This window comes from Variovorax robiniae (genome assembly GCF_037889955.1).
In the GTDB taxonomy this organism is placed as follows: Bacteria; Pseudomonadota; Gammaproteobacteria; order Burkholderiales; family Burkholderiaceae_C; genus Variovorax; species Variovorax robiniae.
Map to the genome: position 1 here is coordinate 1 of NZ_JBBKZS010000046.1, position 17,988 is coordinate 17,988.

Consider the following 17,988-nt stretch of genomic DNA (forward strand, 5'->3'; position numbering starts at 1 on the left):
GTACGTGATGACCTCCGCCTATGCCGAGGTGAACCGCCAGATGCCCGCGAAGCACGGCGACTACATCCTGGGCCGGATCCGCGCGACGTCTTCGGACCAGTACCCTGCCGCACACTTCTTCGCCGAAGCGTTCTCCCGACTCGACACGGATACAGCGTTCGATGCCGGGCTTCACATGCTCCTCGATGGCATGCAAAAGTGGTTGCCTGCCGCGCCGGGAAACGACTCGACGGCGAAGAAGAAGATCAAGATCCGCGGCGCCTCGGCTTGACGTTGTCGTACTTCAACCCATCGCAAGCACGCTGCAGCAGCGACCGAGTAATCGCACACCACGGCGGTTGACCGCTTCACCCAGTATTGCTGCCGCGCGTTTCGGTCATCTGTCAGGCCGCAATGGGCCCGATGAAGCCTCTCGATCGCTCGAAGTCAACGACTGCAATGCATCTGATCCACCGCCGCGCGTCGCGCGCGCGAGAACATTGGTTGCCATGAGCCATACCTCTTGAGAGGACTGCATGACATCCGGACGCTCACCTTGGCGTCTTCTGCACCGAGGCTAACGGCTTTGGTCCTTCGACTGATCTCGGGCGTCAGCATCGCGAGCGCCGTGGCGCGCCCGTAGCACTTCACGCAGCCCTGCAGCGATGCGCTCGTGGTCAGTGCGCACAGCGGGCATCGAGCCCACGAAGCGCTCAACTAGGTTTGCGAGAGCCTGCTCACCCTGCTGCCGCAGCGCAGCGATCGTCACCAGCCAATCGGCCTCGACCTGGCGACGCGTCAAGAAAAGCCTTTCCTTGCCTGCATCGGCGACCGCTCGGCCGGCTTGCAGATCTCTCCCAACGCTTTCAACCTTGCGCCGGAGGAAAGTGGATTCCGGCGGTGGCGTCCGTCGTGCGCGCTCGTTGATCGAAAGATTCTGGAACGCGCGAACGGCACGAAGGCGGTGATGAATTGGGTCCTTGCTCGCGCTTCGGATCTGACCGCGAATCTGACGCGGTGTCGCATTCGCCGCAACGCCTTGCTCACGCATTAGAGACGCAAATTGCTCACGCCACTGCCGCAGAGTCTCCTTGCGGATGTATAGCCGCTTGCCCGGTTCTGTCTCATGTTCGCATTTCACCACCAGATGCACATGCGGATGTGCTTGGTCGGTATGCAGCGCCATGGCATAGCGATACTGCAAGGCGAAGTTCTCGCGGGCGAAAATCCGCGCGGCACGTAAGACCTTTTCCGGCGGCGTACCTGCGGGCATCGACAGCACGATGTTGTGCGTGAGCTTTGCCCGCGTGTCCTTCTGGCCTTCGTCCGGTTTGGCCTTGTATTGGCTGCGACAAAGATCGAGCTGCCAGTCGGTCAACAGGCGATCCGCCACATCGCGGCCGTGGAGCGACAAGCCTTCGTCGGTCTCGATTTCGAGCTTGCCATGTCGGCCGATGTATTTCAGGTGCGCCTTCGCGCCACCGCTGTCGCGCGCGCCGCCCGACACCTTGACCATCACTTCCGCCACGCGGCCGACCGTTCGCTTGACCTGCTCGATCTGATCCGTATTCAGATGCAGCGAGCCACCGGGCCCGCGACGGCCATAACTCACGATGTCGAGTTCCATACCCGCAGTGCGGGGTAACGTGACAAGGTGCTTAGGCATTGCCGGCCTCCCACTCGATCAGGTTGCTGCGCACCACCGCGGAAACAGCTTCGCGCACGCTCTCGACGGTGCTACCGACATCGATGAGCAGCTCTGGTGAAACCGCCGCCGGGACCGCCCGAAGCTCGCGCCTCAATGCTGCCAGTTGTCCCACCAGGCATCTAAGCTCTTCGAGTTCCGCCGGCGGCATGACCGCGGCGCTGCGCACATGCGCACGGACCAGCATCGCCACATACGTTGAGGTCTTCATGCGACGCACAGCGGCTTTCGCATTCGCCAGAGCGCGGTCGCCAGGGCGAAGGCGCAGCGTGAGACGGTCAGCGCAACCTTGCTCTGGAGTTCGACTCAATGGCGCGTCGGACGACGTGTTTGCTGCGAGCACCTTGTCGACCAAAAGTCCGAGCATTGCCGATTCGGTCAGCCCCTGCTGGGCCGCCAGCGCGGCGAATCGTGCCTTCGTTTCGCACGAAGTCCGGGTTCCGAGAACGACAGTTCGAAGGGCTCTGGCCATGGAAAACGATGGATCGTTAACAATGTCTGACGCCAGTCTATCCTGCCCTCAAAGCCGAACAAGGGCTCTCGTGACGTCATGCCGAACATCTGCTGATGGCATTTCCCACGCGGGGCCCCGGCAGGCCGAACGACGATCAACGCCGTCATGCCGAACACTCGTCAGGAGCACTCCCGATCCTTCCTCCATTCCCCGCGCCAAGCTGGCGGCGATGTGTCGTCATGCCGAACACTTCTTGGCAGCCGTGATGCAGACGCCCCCTTCCCTTTGCGCCTGGCCGACACCGAAGGCAACCCTGTCAGATGGCGCGCCGGCCGCAATGACTCATGGCTGGTCGATTTCTCGTCGGGCGGGTGAGGCGCCGTGGCGCCCTCACTTGTTCCACCTCGCGGCAAGTCGCCGCGCGGCTTCGACATGTTGTTCGGCTTCGCCGAGATGATGGGCGATGGCTGCCAGGTCCTGGTCGGGACTATGACGCTCGATGGCCTCGATCACGCCGAGGACGGCCAGCTGCAGCAGGGACTCGCACTCCCTTGTACGTTGGCAAAGGCAATGGCCTTCGAAGCGCGACAGCGGCTGCGCTTCGACCTTCACGGGTGGTGCCCTACCGGCTTGCGTTTGCGGGTTCATGATGCGCACCTCCGTCGGGCGGCGGCTTGCGGTCGTTTGTCGGCACAGGCCTTTGCACCTCCAGGGGGACGGGCGTCAGCGCGCGCGTGCTGCCGATGCCGGCGATGACCGGCGCAATGGGCTGAAAGCGTGTCGCGAAGGCCGACTCCGAGGAAGTGCCGCGGGGAGGCCGGGGCACGAAGACGGCCAGGATGGTGACCACTGCGGCCAGCACGGCGAGAGCGGTGACACCGAGGAAGAGCTTGGGCTTGGTTCGGATGGACATGGCTTGCCTCTGAAAATGGACGATCGAAGTGGGACTGGAAGTTGGCGCTTGGGGCAGGAGTGCAGAAGGTCAATGCCCGTCGTGTGCGCTGCCGGCGTCGCCGGCAGTCGCGCGACGTTCATGCCTCTGCGGTGTCGTCCTGCAGGCTCGACGCGGCCAGTGCACGCAGCGGCGCAGGCACCCATCGCGTTCCTTCGAGCTTGCTGGCGCAGTAGCGGACCAGGTCCGGCTTCTTCATGCCGCTGGTGGCCTGTGCCGGATCGACACCGGTTGCTTCCATCACGGCTTCGAGGGCCTTGGCCTTGCTGACGTGGCCGAGGTAGCGGCCTGCGGTGGGAACCCACCAGTCGGCCATGTCGAGGCCCAGCGCCTGCGCGAGCGCATCGCTGTGGTTGGCGGTGGTGCGAGGGCGTGCCGCGATGGCGTTGACGCTGCGTGCGGTGCAGTAGGCAAGCAACTCGAGCAGTGTTTCCTGCGGCTGCGTGAGCAGCCAGCGGAACAGTGCTTCCGGGTTGCCGGGCAGGCGGTCGCCCCACATCGCTTCTGCGTCGCCAAGCAGCGTGGCGGCGGGGCTGTCGCCGTACTCGCTGGCTTCTTCCGCGAGGGTACTGTCGCTTGTCACGCGCACGGCGACCTTGACGATGTCGTCGCCGCTGCCGTACAGGCTGAACACGGTCTCGGCCATCCGGTGCACCAGGGCCGCGAGGGCCACCTGCGGGTTCTGCAGCAACGCCGCTTGCAACGCTGCTGTGCGATGCGCGGTCAGGTCGCGCATGAGCTTCTCGCTGAACTCGGGCCGGGTCGCAACCCGCTCTGTCGACTCCGGGTCGGGACGGGGGATGTCACCCGATTCGCGGGGCGTTGCCTGCCGATCCTCCGGCCGCACGAGCCCGCGCTCGATCACGACCTCGCCACGGTGGTCGAGTCTCACCAGCGTGCCGGCTCGTGCAAGTTGTGCGGATGCCCAGTACAGCAGGGCGGCCCGTGCAGCCATGAGGTTTTCATCGGCCAGGTCGAGCGCTTCGCAAAGCTGCTGCTCGATGAGTTCGTAGTCGTCGGCATCGGGATCGCCTTCGTCCTGGTGCTGGTCGTAGGCATCGGCATGCTTTCGCTGCTCGGCGGCGAGCCGCTCGATCGTCTCGGCTTCCTCGGGCGTGGGCTCACGTTCGCTCTGGCCCTCGCGGCCATGGCGCCGCCACGCACTGGTGTCGGACTCGAGAGAACACGCCACCCAGGACCAGCCTTCTTCCTTGACGATGGCTTCCAGGCCGCGCAGCTTGTCCATGGCGAGCGCTTGCAGCATGGTCGGGTTGTCGAGGTAGATGCCGGAGAGATCCTCTGGCGAGGAGAACAGGTCGCGCCGCACGCTGCCGCCTTCGGCTTCGTAGCTGTCGAGGCCGACGAAGCGCGCAAGCCGGCTGTCCGCACTACAGGCCTCCTGCGTGACCGCGTTGCGGATGCGCCATGCACTGCGGTCGTAAGGGCTGAGGCCGTCCCACACGGCTTCCTGCGCGGCGGGGTCCTCGATGAGGGCCAGCGCCTGCAGTTGATCGGGTTCGATCTCGTCGGCGCGGTAGAGGTCGAGGAAGCGCGGGGCGAGTCGCGCGAGCTTGAGTCGGCGCTCCACGGTGAGGGGCGACACGCCGAACCGGCTGGCCACCTGTGCGACCGTCAGCCCGTCGTCGATCAGGCGTCGGAAGGCTTCCATCTGGTCGGCGGGGTGCATGGCCTGGCGGCCCGAGTTCTCGGTGAGCGACACCTGGACGGCCTGCCCTTGCGCGTAGAGCTTGCATTCGATCGGTTGATCGGCAGGCCAGCGATTGGCGGCCGCGAGGATCTGCATCGCACGCAGTCGCCTTCCCCCTGCAACGACGCCGAAGCGGTCGTCCTCCAGTGGCACGATGCTCAGGCGCTGGAGCAACCCCTGGGACTCGATCAGCGCGGCCAGTTCGACCAGGCCTTCCTCGTGATGGACCTTGCGCACATTGGCCTCGCTGAGGGTGAGCTTGTCCAGTGGCACCAGCACATCGCGCCCCATCGGCTCCTTCCGTTGCGCATTCGCAGCATCGATGGCGGCAGATGGGACAGCGGCGCTCTTCCCCGGCTTGTGGGCACGCGGTGCGACCTTCTTCGCAGGCTTGGCAATGGCAGTCATGTCGGATTCCTTTGCAGTTGAAGTTGAGGAACAAAACAAATAAAGAGATGCCGGGTTCCTAGATTCAGAGCCCTTCGATGAAGGGTTGCGATACGCATCGGCCTCCTACCCGGAGTTGGCCGCCGTTTTCCTGAGTTCTTCGCCCGGTGAACGGCAGCGACGGCGGGGACGGGGGAGCAAGGGGGAAGGTTTGTAAAGCGAAGCTTTATGAAGACCCCCTTGCAGGCGCAGCCGGTCCCCGGGCCCCGCGGGCGCAGAGTCACCGGACCAGGCGAAGGGCTCGGGAAGACGGCAGCCCGGAAAGCGCAGAGACCGATGCGCAGCGCAACCGCCGCGCGGCGAGCGCCTCGACCTGCCGAAGGACAGGTCTGATCAGGGAAGTTCAAGCGGACGCAGTCCGCTGCGCCAGGGATGCGCAAGGCTGGCACAGCCAGTCCCCGTGAGGGGATGAGCGCGAAGGCGCGAACCTGGAGCAGCCCGACAGCGGCGAAGCCGCTGGGGCGCCCGAGGCACGGATGGAACCAGGGGCAACTCTGAAACGAATGGTCATCCACACACCGGGAACCGGGATCACAATCCTGCAGGAACCACTGTCCGGACAGAAAGCTGGAACGTTGCTTGCAAGGGCCAGGAGATGCTGAGCACGGAGCAGAAAGCAGTCATCCTTCGAAGGGCGGGCATCGCCGTGCCGCCTGTTCCGCGTCGCCGCTCGCCGCTGCAGGAAGGCGACCAGGAGGGCGAGGCGTCAGCCTCGCATCGGCAACTGGTCGCTGGCAACGGCGACAGCGACAGCGACAGCGGCAACGCTGTACTGGACCCACCGGACGCGCAGGACACGGACGCCGCCACCGACGCATGGATCCAGGCCGTCGACAAGCTCTATGCCGACTACGCGCTCGCCCGTGCGGCCCACAGCCTGCGCGAAGCCGAGCATGCGCGCACCGCGGGGGCCGGACGAAGCGGCGGCAGCGGGGCCGCTTCCCGCAGCGCCAGCCCCGATCCCGGCCAGGGGCCGGGCGGGGCTGGCTGACCGCCGCCGGCGCGGGCCGGCGGCTTGCCCGCTAGGCCTGGATGCGCCCGTGCAGCCTGGCCTCGTGGGCGTAGGCGCTCAGGGTCTTGTCTGCATGGAAGTGCAGGTCCTGCTCGATGGGCCGGTTCATGAGGCCGCGTACTGCACTGAGCTCGGCGAGCGCGACGTAGCCAATTTCCGGGAACCCCATGCCGAGGTCACAAAGCCCGAAGCAGATTTCGCCGGATTCGTCGAGTTCGCTGAGCAGCCAGGTGGCGCCGGCATCGGGCGTGAAGAGCTTGACGACCGGCAGCGGATCGAAGTCTTGCTGCGCCAGAGCCATCCGGCCATTGGCGATGAGTTGTGCGCGCTGCGCGTCGGAGAGGAAGGATGCGATCATGGTGTGCTCCTGGAACGGTTGCGGGCGGGATTGCCCGGGACCGTCGGAGGTCGCGTCGCAGCGCAAGCGGTCAAGGTTCGAAGACGGCCGCAGGCCGCAAGCGCACGCAGTGCGTGCAGACCTTGACGGCGAGCACGACGTGGCACGCTGCAGGGAGCAGCAAGGCCACCCACCACCACAGACCAGCGCTTCCAGGACAGGCGCAAGAGGCACCCGCAATCCGTGGGATGGACGAGAGCGCGATCACCCTCTTGCGGCTCGACCGCGCGACCGAGCCTGCCCGCACCGGCAAAGGGCCGGTGCACGCGGCATGGCGTGGCCCAGATCATGCGCATGACGATCACGGGACGCCGCGCGCATGGGCGGATGTTCAATGGACCATCCGATGCGCAGCAACTGGTCGCAATGGCCAACGGGCGACATTGGCCGCCGCGTGGTCGAGCGCCGCAGCGGCGCGAGTGGATGAGCGTACGGCAGCGCGCCGCCACTATTTCAAAGGCAACGGCGGCGAAGCTCGCGACGCGACCACGTGGACGCGAGACAGTAGGACGCGCGCTGTTGTCGCTTGGAAATTGCGGCATGCCATCGACGATGCGCGCCCACGTCGATGGCACACGAAGCGACCGCGCAGAGTCGCGGCCAGGTTGCGCGGGGACGGCCATGTCGTCCGGCGGGAGTTCGTCTGGACGCGCGCCCTGGGGCTCTTTCGCCGGCGGTGAAAGGCCTTTGCCGGGATCACGCGCCTCGACGGCGCGAGCGGGCCTGCGTCGCTGCGCCTGCAGGCGCCTGAAGCCAGCTCGTCGGAAGAACGACTCAGCGCAAGAGCCTGGATTCGTTCACGTTCATCGAGCGCCGGCGCGGCGCCTCGGCGTCGCGGGCAATCAGGTTGCGGCGGGAACTTCGGCCGCGGGCGGCACGACGGTCGCGGACTCGGGCAGCACCGCGGCGGCCGTCGTTGCGCCGATTGCGCTCTTGCGCGCCGGCAATGATTTCTTAGAAGCGGCAACCTTGGGGGTTGCAGTCTTCTTCGACGCGGCTTTCTTCGATGCCGCCTTCTTTGCAACGGTCTTCACGGCCTTCTTTGCCGCGGCCTTGACCACCGGCTTGGCCGGCTTGGCGCCAGCGTCCTGTGTGCTGGCGCCGACCTTTTCGGCAAGCGACTTCCTCGCAGCAACCTTCTTCGCGGCAACCTTCCTGGCAACGGCCTTTCTGGCCGGAGCCTTCGCTTCAGTCTCGACGGCAACAGCTGGCGGCGCGGCGATGGCGTCCAGTCCGGCCGTGGCCTTCTTTGCACGGGCCTTCCGGGCCGCGGGCTTGGGGGTGTCAGCCTTGCTGGATGCAGCGGCCTTGGCCGACGGCGCAGCCTGCGGCATCTCGCCGGCAACTGCCGATGCGGGGGCTTCAGACGTCGGTGCTGCACCGCTCAGCAAGCTCTCCAGGGTCTGTCCGGCAGCCAGCGCGGCGCGCAGCCAGGCGGGCCGCGGGCCGCGGCCGCCCCACTCGTTGCCTTGGCCGTCGCTGTAACGCGCGGCACGCTTCGCGGCAACGGCAACGGGCTTGGCTGAGTCCACCTTCTGCACGTTGCGCGTCGCGGCGGCGGCGCGCTGCGTCGGTGCGCTTTCGGGCGCGCCGGAGGCGAACTTGAGATCCGCTGCGGTGATCCCAAATTTCGCGATCATGTCGTTGATCTTGGCCACAGCCCCCTGGGCCTCAATTTTCCGTTGCTTGTCGGCAGCAGCCTGAAGGACGGCAATTTCGCGCAGCAGTTGAGCGTGTGTCTTGGGCATGGAGATTCCGATAGTTGAAGGTGTGCGAGTCTAATTGCTTTCCGCGCGCCAATTGCGTCCAGCGCGTGGGGCATTCAATTCACAATTAGCCCGCAATTAGCCCGCAATCAGCCCGTGCGGGCCAGCTACGGCAACGCACGAGCCAATATGAATTCGAACGCTTCGCCCGCGTGCCGCGCGGCCGTGAAGATGGCCGTGCGATCGTTGCGCAGCACCTGCAGCCAATTGTCCAGATAGGCGGCATGGCCTTCGATGGTGGCATCGACCAGTCCGATATGGCCGAGCACGAAGGCGCAGCCGAGCTCTGCCACGAGCTCCTCGAACGCATAGGCCGCATCGCCAAAGCGTTGCCCGAAGCTTCGATTCAGGCGCTTCTCGTGTCCCGTCCAGTGGACCAGCTCATGCAAAGCGGTCGCGCAATAGGCTTGCGGACTGGTGAAGCGGTCGACATCGGGCATCAGGATGCGATCGGCGCTCGGCGAATAGGCCGCGCGCAAGTAGCCGTGCTGGATGTTGGCGTGGCAGCCGCCGATGAAGCGCATCGCGCCTTCGATCGCAGAGCCGTCCGCCCATGCCTGGCGGTCGGGCGCAGGGAGCGCGGTCGATGCGGGCAGTCCGTCGATCTGGGCCACGTTGAAGAGCCAGAACGGTGTGCACAGCAGAACACCCGAGCGGCCGTCATGGCCGCGATCGCTTGCATCGCCCTCCCCTTCGCCATGCGATGCACCGCTGGCGCTGGAATCGATCTCCGAAGCGCCCGGATTGCGCATCGCCTTGCGTTCGAAGTGTGCGCACAGCACCGCGCGTTCGCCCCTGCGCACCTGCGCGCCCATGCTGGCCGCCTGCTTGTAGGTCAGCCACACGTTGGAGGCATAGCCGTGTTCGATCGCCGCATCCCAGAGCAGCAGCACATTGGCGCCGTGGTAGGGCGCCCCGGTCTTGCCGTTGCGCGGCATGCCGCGCGAGGCGGCACGCGTCCAGCGTTCCCGGAACACGTTGCCGCCCTTCTCCAGCATCGCAATGATGCGGTCCGTGATCGCCTGCCGCACATCCATGCGTGCGCCGCCTTGACCGATTGAAGTGCTGCCTTGCACCGTGGCTGCTTTGGGTGAGCCCTCGGGGGGTACGGGGGGAACGCCCGTGGCTGTTTGGCTGTTCGGGAAGTTGCGGCTGTCCGCGTGGCGCTGACGGGAGGATTGGAATGCACGCATGGTGGGTCCTTTCTGCGGGGATGCCGCGGGAGGGTGGAAGATCTGCTTTCGGAGCCGCCTCGACGCATGAGAAGCGAGCGGCAAGGGCCGCTGTCCGGGGACCGCCCGGAGGCCGCAGCCGAGGCGGGAGCCGAGGACCGGGTGAGGACGGTGGCGCAGCCCGAAGCCCTGGACAGCGGTCCGGGCGAGCTATGCGTCGATGAAGAGGTGGCGCCGAAGGCAGACCCACCCGGCGCGCCCGTCGACACCATGCGTGCCGCCGACGGTCGGCGCTGCGGCCTCGAGGCCGCGACCCGCGTTGTCCTCTGCCGTGCAGGGGCATCCATCCTCGATGCGCTGCAGGGTGAACGGCCCGCGAGCCGTGGCCGCGAAGGGCCACGCTGATCAGGCCCTCGCACGCAGTGCGCTGGTCAGCACGAAATGAAAAAGGGGCCGCGGCCCCTGCGCTCAAAGCAGTCCCTTCTCGGCAAAGGAGAGTGAACGGGCACCGGCCACGACCACGTGGTCCAGCACCCGCACGTCGATCATCGTCAGCGCGGCTTGCAGCGATTGCGTGAGCACTTCGTCCGCACGCGATGGCTCGGTCGAGCCTGACGGGTGGTTGTGGCTGATGATCAGGGCGGCGGCGTTGTGATGCAGGGCCCGCTGGAGCACTTCGCGCGGATAGACGCTGGTCTGGCTCAGCGTGCCGCGGAACAGTTCCTCGAAGGCGATCAGGGTGTGCCTGGAGTCGAGGAACAGCGCCACGAAGCTTTCGAACGGCTGCCCTGCGAAATGCAGCTTGAGGAAGTCGGCCACGGCCGTTGGCGTCTCGAACACCGGGCGGGTCGTCAGCTCCTCGCAAAGGAGTTCCTGCGCCAGCGCCAGGCCCGTGGCCAGCCGGTGAAAGCCCGGCAGCGCCGATTGCCGTGCGCTGTAGGCGAGCTTCTGCAGGGAGCGGCCGTTGGCCTCGTAGAGAGCATCGGCTTCGGCGCCGAAGAAGGGCCGCAGTGCATCGACGATGCGTTGTTGGCGGGCGTTGAGCTCGGGTGAAGAAGCGGCTGATGTCGAAGAGGTGGTCATGACGGACTCCTGTGGACGACACAGGCGGGATTGCCTGCGTGGCCCCGAGCCACCTCGCCGCAGCGCAGTGCTCAAGGCCGCCGCAGGCGCGCGGTCACGCGCCGAGCACGCGCAGCGCGCGCAGGGCCTTGAACGCGAGAACGGTGAGGTAGCGTGAAGCCACACAGGCAAGCCCTCCCCCGCCCTCCGCAGACGCCACGAATGCCTTCGGTTGTTCACGCCCCGGTCTCTGCCGGCGCAGCGTCAGGGTTGCGCACGGCGGCGGCGTGCCGTCCCTCAGCGATGCGCGCATGAGTCACCTTCGTCATGTCTCCGTCTTTGTCGACGAGCCCGATCCCGGGCACTTCTCTATTGGGTGCTTCACGAGAGCACAGGGGACGCCAGTGTCTGGATCGACATCGAGTCGAGCACTGGCGCGTTCACGACATGGACCGAAGCGTTCGAGGCCGGCACGGTCGCGCTCTATCGGCTGTCCGTCGGATGCGCCATCCGCGAGGCAGACGAGCCGGGATGGGGCGACGCTGTCGCCGATCGGCTCACGCGCGATCTGAAGACGGCGTTCCCCGGCCTTCGTCCTTCGAGATCTCGCACAGGCTGTGCGAGACAGGGTGGAAGCGGTCCCCTGAAGTCACCACGTCAGATTTCTGTCGATGCTGGATGAACCTGCGCAGGTCGGAAAAGCGTTCAAGCGCGGCGACAACCTCGCGCTCCCGGGAATCCGGCGCGCGATCAAGGAACGCGAGCCGGAGGACCAGCGGATTGAGCGGCTGCGCGACTTCATCCTCGAACTGGGTTGCGGGATTTGCTGCGTCGGGCGCCAGCACCGGCTGGCGCTGGGCCGCAAGGAATACTGCATTGACCAGCTTCTCTGTCACCGCTTTCTCAAGGCGCTGGTGGCGATCGAACGGAATGGAAACACCGGTCCGGTTCGCAACCTTGAAACGCCACAATGGCGTGCGATGCCGTTCTCCAGGGAAGCGTACATTCTGCGCATCATGGTCTTTCGGAGCGAGGTTCGGTGGTCACAGTGCTCGACAAGGAACTGAGGCGGCAGGTCACGGTGGCTGGGCGGAACTACACCGTGTCGATCGACGCGGAAGGCCTGCGCTTGACCGGCAAGGGCAAGAGAAAGCCCGAGCTCGAGCTGCGCTGGCTTGATCTGCTGAGCGGCGATGCCGCGTTGGCCGTTGCGCTCAACGCCTCCCTGGTTCCGTCATCGGGTTCAGGGCGCATTGCGAAGACAGCAAGCGAGCCGGCGAAGAAGCCCCCCCGAAAGAAGCCGCCTTCCTGACCGGAGCGCGTGCGCCGGCCGTGCGCGCTTGCCTCGTCAACGCAGCCTCCCATCGGACCGCCGCCCTTCGGCCAAAGAATCGAGCCTGGTGATCGGCAAGCTTCCGGCCATCCCATCCCCCTCGCCAGTGGCGCAGCGTTGGCCGAATGGCTGCGTTGAAAGGACATCGCGGCACTTGCCGGGATCGCTGTGTCGCGCGCCGCGATGAAGCGGGCCGACTGTCACCGGTACCCCTCGTGCGCGCGATGCAGTTGCCACTGCGCGCATCCCGTGGCACGCTGTTCCGACCGCATCGCGACGCCTCGGAGTCATCCCACGATCCATGGGGGTCGCAAGCCACTGACAGCTTCGGCACCGGCCATGCCCATCGACCATGCCCATCTCAACCGAGCACATTCAATTCCTGGCGCGGCTGGACGCGGCACCCCTGCCTGCGACCGTCGAGGACAACGCATCCGTCGAGATGGTCCGGGGCCTGTGCGATGCGGGGTTGCTGCAGGCGATCCTGCCGCCGTACGATGAAGCGACGAGAAGCCATTCGGGCCCGGCCTGGGTCATCCGGCTGACCCACGATGGCATCCAGGCAGCGCGGGCGCCGAGGCGCCCCGAGGGCTCGCGGCAGCAGATGGCTGAGCGGACAGGCGACGCACCGCCCGGTCACCCATGACAGCGTGACGCTGCGCTGATGCAACGGAAGTGAAGGCGTGACGCAGGTCTTGGCCGGCTGGCAACCGCAACCTCAAATTGGCCTGATCTCGATCTCCGACGGAACGGGCATGGGGTTGGGGCAACGTTTGACCCACGCGACGGCGTCTTCGAGGGAAGGCAACTCCCAGATCCAGTAGCCGGCCACCAGATCACCCGTGAACGGCCCGTCGACGACCGTGCGAGACGGGCCATCAAAGCGCACGCGCTTGGCCTCGCGCGTTGGGCGAAGGCCGTCGCAGTCCTTCATCACGCCGGCCTTTCGGAGCGCTTCGTTGAAGACCTCCATCGCGTCCATCTGTTCGCTCATGTCCGAATCGCTCAGCGTCGACAAACGAGCCTCGAGATCGGGATTCGACTTGACCAGGATCATGAACTTCACGGTGGCCTCCGCGGGTGATCGTTCGTGACAGTCTGACAGGCAGCGCCGTGTGCCCAGGTGCCTGTCTCGACGACTTTTGGGTTGACGGTGTTGGCAGGTCCAGGGGGTCGGCGTATTGGACGCCGACCTTCATCGCTTGCCTATGTCTTTTGACATCCGGACGGCGGGCGACTTTCCGGCCTCGACGAGAGGGAGCCGACAGCGTGCCAGGGGTCCGGTGCGGACAGACAAGGAGGGAACAGATCCTGCTTGGCTTTCGTTGACACCACCAACGGTCCGGACCATGAAGCTCTTCACCTGCACCCATTGCGGCAATCGCGTCTTCTTCGAGAACCTCAGCTGCGAAGCCTGCAAGAGCATCCTGGGCTTCTCGACCGAAGAGCGTTCGATGATTGCATTCGAGATCTCGCCCGAAGGCTTCTGGAATCGCTTCGGCGCCGAAGGTGACCTCATGTACCGGCCGTGCATCAACGTGGCCGAGGGCGTGTGCAACTGGTTGGTGAAGGTGGACAGCCCGCACCAGCAGTGCGCATCATGCCGCACCACGCACACCATCCCGGCGCTTTCCAGACCGGAGAACCGTGCTTACTGGGCCAAGCTGGAGCAGGCCAAGCGGCGCCTCTTCTTCACGTTGCTGGCGCTCGGGTTGCCGGTCCCGAACAAATTGGAGGATCCGGCGAACGGCCTGTCCTTCGAGTTTCTCGAAGAGACGAGCAAGGAAGCGCGTGTCCTGACAGGTCATGATGAAGGTGTCATCACGCTGAACATTGCCGAAGCCGACGACGCCCGTCGCGAACAGATTCGCCTGTCCATGCACGAGCCGTACCGGACACTGCTCGGGCATTTCCGGCATGAGATCGGCCACTACTACTGGGATCGCCTGGTCCGCGACACGGCCTGGATCGGCGAGTGCCGCGAGTTGTTCGGCGACGAGACGGTGGACTATGCCGAGTCGCTGCAACGCCACTACGCCCATCCACCGGCGGACTGGCCGTTGCGGCACGTGAGCGTCTATGCAAGTTCTCATGCCTGGGAAGACTGGGCGGAGACCTGGGCCCACTACCTGCACATGGTGGATGGACTGGAGACCGCGGCCGCCTGGGGATTGCATCTCGCGCATGCGCTTCCGACCGGGCCGGCGTTGACCGTCCAGCCGCTCGATCTGGACAGCCACGACATTTCGTCGACGACGATCGAGCAGTGGCTACCGGTGTCGCAGTTCATCAATGCGATGGACCGCAGCCTCGGCGCGCTGGACAGCTATCCGTTCATCATCGTCGAACCGGTCGTGACGAAGCTGAATTTCATTCATCGCGTGGTGCAAGGCGCCCGGCGCGGGACGACCCCCATGAGCTTTGCGGGGGAGACGGCGCCGGTGCCTGCAGCGAGTGCCTCGCAACCCGCCGGGTCCGTGCAACAGGCCACGGCCGCATGAGCCGGCTCGGTGCGGCGCGGGCGGCTCGAGCGGTTTGATCGGGTTTCACCGCGGTGGTGCGGCGTTGGGAACGCTTGGCCGGCCATGACGGGAGCCGAGCGGCATTCCGCGAGTGCTGAGAAAGGGTCTTCGCAGGCGCGCCGCCCTTTCACTTGCGACTCGTGCGGCCACTGTGGTCGTGCAGACATTGTCGGCCAATGCGCCTGCGCCCCTCGAGCGACTTCATCGATCCGGGATCAGGTCGGACAGAGGCGACGCAACATGCGGTGGCAAGCAACGTGGCCTCAAAAAAAGAACCCCCAGGGCCTGAAGCCTCGGGGGTCAATTCCACCAGGAAAGGGTGGAGGAGACATGCGATGCACCGGAAGTGGTTTGGACGGCAGCCAGCCTCCGGCGACATGATCGGATCTGCAATATGCGTGCCCGCACACGAAGAGGGGAGGGCCTCATGCGCGGGCAGAAGAGGTGCGGATCCGATGGCGCAGTTCATTTTTCTGCCCGTTGGCAATGCGCCTACGTGTCATGCGTGGAATTGCCCACAGGGGAGCGTCGGGTGTGGCGCGAGATTGCACTCCCCTGCCCGGCGCTGACCGGGCCAAACCCCTCGAGGAACATCATGGACGAACTCAACAAGTCTCCCGATCAGGTTGCCGACGACGCCAGGCAGGTGGGCAAGGACGCGGTCGACAAGGCCAGGGGTGTGGCCTCGGACGCGAAGCGTGTGGCGAACGACGCGGTCGATACCGGGCGGACCTACGCGAAGGATGCGGTCAATGCCGCGGGCAAGAAGATCGATGCGGCGAAGTCGCAACTGGATCAGACGGCACAGTACCTGACGAAGGCGATCAACGACGAGCCTGTCAAGGCGGTCCTCATCACCGCGGCGCTGAGCGCGGTGGTCACGGCGCTCTTGATCTCGGCCGTCCGGGGCGACAACCGCTACTGAATGCGATCGTGGTCCATCCGATCTTCGTGACGGTCCTGCGCCGGCCGGAATTGTTTTTCACGCACCTGGCGAACCATGCCGAGTTGGTGAAGAGCGAGCTTTCGGCGTTCGGCGCCTCGCTGGCGCTGCGAGCCGCGAGCGCGGTACTGGCACTGGTTGCCCTGATGCTGGCCCTGAGCCTGACGGGTATCGCCGTGATGCTTGGCTTTCTCCGTGGTTCAATGGAATGGGTCCTCGTCATCGTGCCGGGCGTGGCATGGCTGCTGGCGGTGATCGGTGCCGTGTTGGCGATGAGGTCGTCTTCAGTGATGAAGAAGGTGGACGACGTGAAGGATGAACTGGAGGCAGATGTGAGGGTCCTGCGACTCGTGAAGGAAGCGAAGAATGACTGATGCAGTCAGTCCCCTCTCCGCAAAGGCGAAGCTGGCGTTGTCGCGGGCCGAGCTTCTCGCGGCCATGGGGTACGAAGAGCTCCACAGTGCAGTCGACGATGGCACGACGGTGGTGCCATTGTTGCACCACGACGGACGCGAGACCGCTTCCGGGCTCGGCGCAAAACTGGCTCGCAGTGCGGTGGGTCGGTGGTGGCACCGGCATCCGTTGAGCGGCGCTCTTGAACTCGGCCAACCCCTGCTGCAGGACTACGCACACAGGAAACCTGTGACGCTGGTGGTCTATGGCGCCGGCGCGGGTGCGTTGCTGTGGATCCTCAAGCCTTGGAGGCTGCTGTCTGCGGCCACGGTGGCGACGCTCATTCTGCGCAATGTGGATGTCGCGGGGATGGTTTCCGGCCTGGTCCGGAAAGCCGGTGACCTTTCCGGCGCCGCGCTGCCACCGGTTTCTCTTCCGACCTCGCGAGAACCTCGGCGCCTTTGACAAGGGAGGCGCGCAGCGGCGCGCCTGCGCGATAGCGATAGCGGTAGCGGTGAGCCCGCGACGCCCCGCGGTCACTTCATTGACGGCTTGCCTTCCATCGCTTGCGCATGCATCCTTGGCCGGCGAAGGGTCCGACTCAGACGATGGCGGCAGCGCGCTCAACCGGGTCGTGCGACAGATCCGCGACGAGGTTCACCAGGGTTACGTTCAAGTGCGCGGTGTCGGGAACGCCAACGGGCCGAACTTTGTGCCGTTGAAAGGCTTCCAGCTGCCTTCGGCCTGGGCAAGCCTGTCTGCCAGGGCATACAGAACGGCAGGGTGTGCGCCCAATCCCAAGTGGCTTGCGACGACCTCGATGTTTTCCGAACAGGGGCCGGCCGGAGTGATGCTGCTTCGCCATGCCACGACGCCGTCGCTGCGGCTGTAGATCGAAGTGGCGGGCATGGCTGGCACCTGCGCCACTTCGGCGAGGCGCGCCGTGTCTTCACCTCGATCGCCGCTGACGGCGCGATAAACCTGCCACGCGTTGGTCGCCTTCGGGTCGCCACCCAATGGACTTCCAAGGGTGATCACGTTGCGAACCATGTGCGGCGCATGAATTGCAAGCAGCCGGGCATAGACACCACCGAGGCTCCATCCGATCAGGCTGACCTTGTGACCGCTGTCAGCGTACAGACGTGCCAGTTGCTCACGCATCCTTGCTTCAACGCCGCGACGAGGTCCGAGGTTTCGTCCCTGGCCCCAACCATGGACGTCGTAACCGCGCCCGCCGAGATGCTGCCGCAGGATCTCGGTGGACATGTCGTCGGCCACGAGGCCGGGAAGCACCAGCACGGAATGCCCGTCGCCTCTGGGAGCGGATTGAAGGAGCGGCCAGAGGGCGAGCGCTGCGCCCGCTTCCCAAAGTGCCCTCCCTTCCGCGAGCAGGAGCCATTTGGAGGGCGGTTTGAGCAGCATGGAGGGATGCTTGTGGGCTTGCTCTTCCGCAGGTTGGGTCACGCGATGGATGGAGCGGGCTCGCGGCGCGCTGGAAGATGCTGTGGATGTCATGTGGGCCTTTGACTGTGAACAGCATCTTGGAGGCGCGATTGCTGCACCGCGTCAGACGAAACCGCGTCTGGCGGTGCTGCGAGAGGCACACCCGACCTCGGCCGAGCGGGTCTTTTTGAGTGCCGCGGCGCCCATGGGATCCATGCTGCGCTTGTCCAGCCCGCGAAGTTCACGCCCTCCCCGGTCGCGGCCGTGTGCAGCCCGACCGGGATGTGCACGAGCCCGAAGGCAATGGCACCCTTCCAGAGAGTTCTGGTGCCGCTGGCCATGGGGGATTCTCCTTTGATGCGCACGCGGATCGGGTGGGCAGTCCGGACCCGAACGCCGTTGCCTTGCGTTTGGGTTCGGATTTGGATTGCGTGGGACGCGTGACGGCAGCGCGCTCGCTCGGCGAGTCGTCCTCGCGTGGCGTCGCGGTCGCATGCGATGCGCGAGGGGACGGTGTTTGCTCGACGCCCGGCTGCGAGCGTGGGCCGATATCGAGGTCGTCGACCCGCGCCTCCAGCGCTCGCAGTCCGCCCCGATCGACACTTCAAATTCCCCCGGTTGTCGACACCCAAATTCCTCCGGGCAGGACAGGGGTTGCATTATTGATCGATCACGCCTCGACCGCGATCGCCAGGCGTGC

Annotated in this window: 20 protein-coding genes and 1 pseudogene; 9 read left to right on the top strand and 12 right to left on the bottom strand. The window is 65.7% G+C overall.

The window, feature by feature from the left end; translation table 11 throughout:
* Window positions 1–271: pseudogene (locus WKW79_RS35790) on the top strand (hypothetical protein); the annotation flags it as partial.
* Between the two features lie 285 nt (window positions 272–556).
* Here the strand turns inward: WKW79_RS35790 and WKW79_RS35795 are convergent.
* The 5 genes from WKW79_RS35795 to WKW79_RS35815 all read right to left on the bottom strand — a co-directional run bounded on the left by WKW79_RS35795 (window position 557) and on the right by WKW79_RS35815 (window position 5,206).
* A complete protein-coding gene (locus tag WKW79_RS35795) occupies window positions 557–1,606 on the bottom strand; it encodes a relaxase/mobilization nuclease domain-containing protein (RefSeq protein ID WP_340339990.1) in 1,050 nt (349 codons plus the stop codon).
* 31 nt (window positions 1,607–1,637) lie between these two features.
* Window positions 1,638–2,156, bottom strand: coding sequence for a hypothetical protein (locus WKW79_RS35800; protein WP_340339991.1), 519 nt, complete (start codon window positions 2,154–2,156; stop codon window positions 1,638–1,640).
* A gap of 372 nt (window positions 2,157–2,528) precedes the next feature.
* Complete coding sequence (locus WKW79_RS35805; protein WP_340339992.1) at window positions 2,529–2,786, bottom strand: hypothetical protein; 258 nt, start codon at window positions 2,784–2,786, stop codon at window positions 2,529–2,531.
* Window positions 2,761–3,051, bottom strand: coding sequence for a hypothetical protein (locus tag WKW79_RS35810; protein ID WP_340339993.1), 291 nt, complete (start codon window positions 3,049–3,051; stop codon window positions 2,761–2,763). Before WKW79_RS35810 ends, WKW79_RS35805 begins: the two co-directional genes overlap by 26 nt.
* A gap of 118 nt (window positions 3,052–3,169) precedes the next feature.
* Window positions 3,170–5,206 (bottom strand): ParB/RepB/Spo0J family partition protein, encoded by a 2,037-nt coding sequence (locus tag WKW79_RS35815; protein ID WP_340339994.1) that lies wholly within the window; start codon window positions 5,204–5,206, stop codon window positions 3,170–3,172.
* 634 nt (window positions 5,207–5,840) lie between these two features.
* On the opposite strand from WKW79_RS35815, the gene WKW79_RS35820 reads away from it, so the two are divergent.
* On the top strand, window positions 5,841–6,236 hold the full coding sequence (locus WKW79_RS35820) for a hypothetical protein (protein ID WP_340339995.1): 396 nt from the start codon (window positions 5,841–5,843) through the stop codon (window positions 6,234–6,236).
* Between the two features lie 31 nt (window positions 6,237–6,267).
* Here WKW79_RS35820 and WKW79_RS35825 read toward each other — a convergent pair whose 3' ends face one another.
* From WKW79_RS35825 to WKW79_RS35845, 5 genes are all read right to left on the bottom strand, one after another.
* The gene (locus WKW79_RS35825; protein WP_340339996.1) at window positions 6,268–6,615 is read right to left on the bottom strand and encodes a DUF2958 domain-containing protein; all 348 of its coding nucleotides are present in this window, start codon (window positions 6,613–6,615) and stop codon (window positions 6,268–6,270) included.
* 881 nt (window positions 6,616–7,496) lie between these two features.
* Complete coding sequence (locus WKW79_RS35830) at window positions 7,497–8,402, bottom strand: H-NS histone family protein (RefSeq protein WP_340339997.1); 906 nt, start codon at window positions 8,400–8,402, stop codon at window positions 7,497–7,499.
* A 125-nt stretch (window positions 8,403–8,527) separates the two neighbouring features.
* On the bottom strand, window positions 8,528–9,457 hold the full coding sequence (locus tag WKW79_RS35835; protein ID WP_340339998.1) for an ArdC family protein: 930 nt from the start codon (window positions 9,455–9,457) through the stop codon (window positions 8,528–8,530).
* A gap of 603 nt (window positions 9,458–10,060) precedes the next feature.
* Window positions 10,061–10,675 (bottom strand): RadC family protein, encoded by a 615-nt coding sequence (gene radC / locus WKW79_RS35840; RefSeq protein WP_340339999.1) that lies wholly within the window; start codon window positions 10,673–10,675, stop codon window positions 10,061–10,063.
* A gap of 94 nt (window positions 10,676–10,769) precedes the next feature.
* Window positions 10,770–10,967 carry a hypothetical protein gene (locus WKW79_RS35845; RefSeq protein ID WP_340340000.1) on the bottom strand — a complete coding sequence of 66 codons (198 nt, stop codon included), beginning with the start codon at window positions 10,965–10,967 and terminating at the stop codon, window positions 10,770–10,772.
* A gap of 358 nt (window positions 10,968–11,325) precedes the next feature.
* Here WKW79_RS35845 and WKW79_RS37160 point away from each other — a divergent pair, with 358 nt between their 5' ends.
* The 3 genes from WKW79_RS37160 to WKW79_RS35860 all read left to right on the top strand — a co-directional run bounded on the left by WKW79_RS37160 (window position 11,326) and on the right by WKW79_RS35860 (window position 12,633).
* Window positions 11,326–11,721, top strand: a complete 396-nt coding sequence (locus WKW79_RS37160) for a PDDEXK nuclease domain-containing protein (RefSeq protein WP_422824032.1) — start codon at window positions 11,326–11,328, stop codon at window positions 11,719–11,721.
* Entirely contained in the window at window positions 11,703–11,966 is a 264-nt protein-coding gene (locus tag WKW79_RS35855; RefSeq protein WP_340340002.1) for a hypothetical protein, read from the top strand. The genes WKW79_RS37160 and WKW79_RS35855 overlap by 19 nt, the downstream gene beginning before the upstream one ends.
* Window positions 11,967–12,339: 373 nt before the next feature.
* Window positions 12,340–12,633 (top strand): hypothetical protein, encoded by a 294-nt coding sequence (locus tag WKW79_RS35860; protein WP_340340003.1) that lies wholly within the window; start codon window positions 12,340–12,342, stop codon window positions 12,631–12,633.
* A gap of 72 nt (window positions 12,634–12,705) precedes the next feature.
* Here the strand turns inward: WKW79_RS35860 and WKW79_RS35865 are convergent, their stop codons facing one another.
* Window positions 12,706–13,044 (bottom strand): YciI family protein, encoded by a 339-nt coding sequence (locus WKW79_RS35865; protein WP_340340004.1) that lies wholly within the window; start codon window positions 13,042–13,044, stop codon window positions 12,706–12,708.
* Between the two features lie 292 nt (window positions 13,045–13,336).
* On the opposite strand from WKW79_RS35865, the gene WKW79_RS35870 reads away from it, so the two are divergent.
* From WKW79_RS35870 to WKW79_RS35885, 4 genes are all read left to right on the top strand, one after another.
* Window positions 13,337–14,488, top strand: coding sequence for a zinc-binding metallopeptidase family protein (locus WKW79_RS35870; RefSeq protein WP_340340005.1), 1,152 nt, complete (start codon window positions 13,337–13,339; stop codon window positions 14,486–14,488).
* Window positions 14,489–15,104: 616 nt separating this feature from the next.
* Complete coding sequence (locus WKW79_RS35875) at window positions 15,105–15,434, top strand: hypothetical protein (protein WP_340340006.1); 330 nt, start codon at window positions 15,105–15,107, stop codon at window positions 15,432–15,434.
* Window positions 15,435–15,442: 8 nt separating this feature from the next.
* Entirely contained in the window at window positions 15,443–15,826 is a 384-nt protein-coding gene (locus WKW79_RS35880) for a hypothetical protein (RefSeq protein WP_340340007.1), read from the top strand.
* Window positions 15,819–16,310 carry a hypothetical protein gene (locus WKW79_RS35885; RefSeq protein WP_340340008.1) on the top strand — a complete coding sequence of 164 codons (492 nt, stop codon included), beginning with the start codon at window positions 15,819–15,821 and terminating at the stop codon, window positions 16,308–16,310. Before WKW79_RS35880 ends, WKW79_RS35885 begins: the two co-directional genes overlap by 8 nt.
* A gap of 207 nt (window positions 16,311–16,517) precedes the next feature.
* On the opposite strand, the gene WKW79_RS35890 is transcribed toward WKW79_RS35885, so the two are convergent.
* Window positions 16,518–17,267: an esterase/lipase family protein gene (locus WKW79_RS35890; RefSeq protein ID WP_340340009.1), complete on the bottom strand. Its 750-nt coding sequence runs from the start codon at window positions 17,265–17,267 to the stop codon at window positions 16,518–16,520.
* Window positions 17,268–17,988: the final 721 nt, after the last annotated feature.

Coding starts and splice junctions, on each gene's coding strand:
- WKW79_RS35825 (WP_340339996.1), bottom strand. CDS start 6,615: ATGATCGCATCCTTCCTCTCCGACGCGCAGCGCGCACAACTCATCGCC.
- WKW79_RS35835 (WP_340339998.1), bottom strand. CDS start 9,457: ATGGATGTGCGGCAGGCGATCACGGACCGCATCATTGCGATGCTGGAG.
- WKW79_RS35875 (WP_340340006.1), top strand. CDS start 15,105: ATGGACGAACTCAACAAGTCTCCCGATCAGGTTGCCGACGACGCCAGG.
- radC (WP_340339999.1), bottom strand. CDS start 10,675: ATGACCACCTCTTCGACATCAGCCGCTTCTTCACCCGAGCTCAACGCC.
- WKW79_RS35845 (WP_340340000.1), bottom strand. CDS start 10,967: ATGCGCGCATCGCTGAGGGACGGCACGCCGCCGCCGTGCGCAACCCTG.
- WKW79_RS35860 (WP_340340003.1), top strand. CDS start 12,340: ATGCCCATCTCAACCGAGCACATTCAATTCCTGGCGCGGCTGGACGCG.
- WKW79_RS35885 (WP_340340008.1), top strand. CDS start 15,819: ATGACTGATGCAGTCAGTCCCCTCTCCGCAAAGGCGAAGCTGGCGTTG.
- WKW79_RS35795 (WP_340339990.1), bottom strand. CDS start 1,606: ATGGAACTCGACATCGTGAGTTATGGCCGTCGCGGGCCCGGTGGCTCG.
- WKW79_RS35810 (WP_340339993.1), bottom strand. CDS start 3,051: ATGTCCATCCGAACCAAGCCCAAGCTCTTCCTCGGTGTCACCGCTCTC.
- WKW79_RS35805 (WP_340339992.1), bottom strand. CDS start 2,786: ATGAACCCGCAAACGCAAGCCGGTAGGGCACCACCCGTGAAGGTCGAA.
- WKW79_RS35870 (WP_340340005.1), top strand. CDS start 13,337: ATGAAGCTCTTCACCTGCACCCATTGCGGCAATCGCGTCTTCTTCGAG.
- WKW79_RS37160 (WP_422824032.1), top strand. CDS start 11,326: ATGCTGGATGAACCTGCGCAGGTCGGAAAAGCGTTCAAGCGCGGCGAC.
- WKW79_RS35815 (WP_340339994.1), bottom strand. CDS start 5,206: ATGACTGCCATTGCCAAGCCTGCGAAGAAGGTCGCACCGCGTGCCCAC.
- WKW79_RS35830 (WP_340339997.1), bottom strand. CDS start 8,402: ATGCCCAAGACACACGCTCAACTGCTGCGCGAAATTGCCGTCCTTCAG.
- WKW79_RS35890 (WP_340340009.1), bottom strand. CDS start 17,267: ATGCTGCTCAAACCGCCCTCCAAATGGCTCCTGCTCGCGGAAGGGAGG.
- WKW79_RS35865 (WP_340340004.1), bottom strand. CDS start 13,044: ATGATCCTGGTCAAGTCGAATCCCGATCTCGAGGCTCGTTTGTCGACG.
- WKW79_RS35800 (WP_340339991.1), bottom strand. CDS start 2,156: ATGGCCAGAGCCCTTCGAACTGTCGTTCTCGGAACCCGGACTTCGTGC.
- WKW79_RS35820 (WP_340339995.1), top strand. CDS start 5,841: ATGCTGAGCACGGAGCAGAAAGCAGTCATCCTTCGAAGGGCGGGCATC.